The sequence below is a fragment of the Bradyrhizobium sp. Leo78 genome (assembly GCF_059512425.1).
This window is the reverse complement of sequence record NZ_JCAMOT010000204.1, coordinates 1-474: the sequence shown is the minus strand read 5'-3', so window position 1 is coordinate 474 and position 474 is coordinate 1. Positions and strand designations below refer to the sequence as shown.

The 474-nt window shown below is 65.2% G+C and carries 1 protein-coding gene and 1 pseudogene; one reads left to right on the top strand and one right to left on the bottom strand.

The features are described from left to right. A pseudogene (locus tag AC5ZG1_RS44300) lies at window positions 1–166 on the top strand (alpha/beta fold hydrolase); the annotation flags it as partial. 70 nt (window positions 167–236) lie between these two features. Here AC5ZG1_RS44300 and AC5ZG1_RS44295 read toward each other — a convergent pair. Further along, a partial coding sequence (locus AC5ZG1_RS44295; protein ID WP_496136555.1) for an inositol monophosphatase family protein occupies window positions 237–474 on the bottom strand: 238 nt, incomplete at its 5' end.

The window sequence follows — 474 nt, the reverse complement described above, 5'->3', positions numbered from 1 at the left end:
CTCGCGTTATTTCCGCGCCGGCCAGTTGGTGCCGATCAACGGCGCCCGCCATGAGATCTTCCAGGAACGGGATATCTATCGCGCCGCGGCGCTGGCGGCCTTCCACGCCTTCATCCCCGGCAGCGATGCCGAGGAAAATCATGATGTCGCCGCCCTCGGCACCTGAGCCGGATCAACCGAGCCGCCAGCAGAATCGGCCTTGCCGACCTGGGGCATCGGCTTTGCCGAGCCCGGGTTCAGCGCTGCAGGATGGCAATTGCCTGCTCGTAGACCGCGCGGCTGCCGGCGGCGATGATCGAACCGCCGTTTTCCGGCCGTCCGCCGTCCCAGGTGGTGATGATGCCGCCCGCCCCCTCGATGACGGGAATGATCCCGCCGACGTCATAGGGTTTCAGCCCGTTTTCGATGACGAGATCGATATGGCCGGCGGCAAGCAGCGCATAGGCATAGCAGTCGCATCCATAGCGGAAGAGC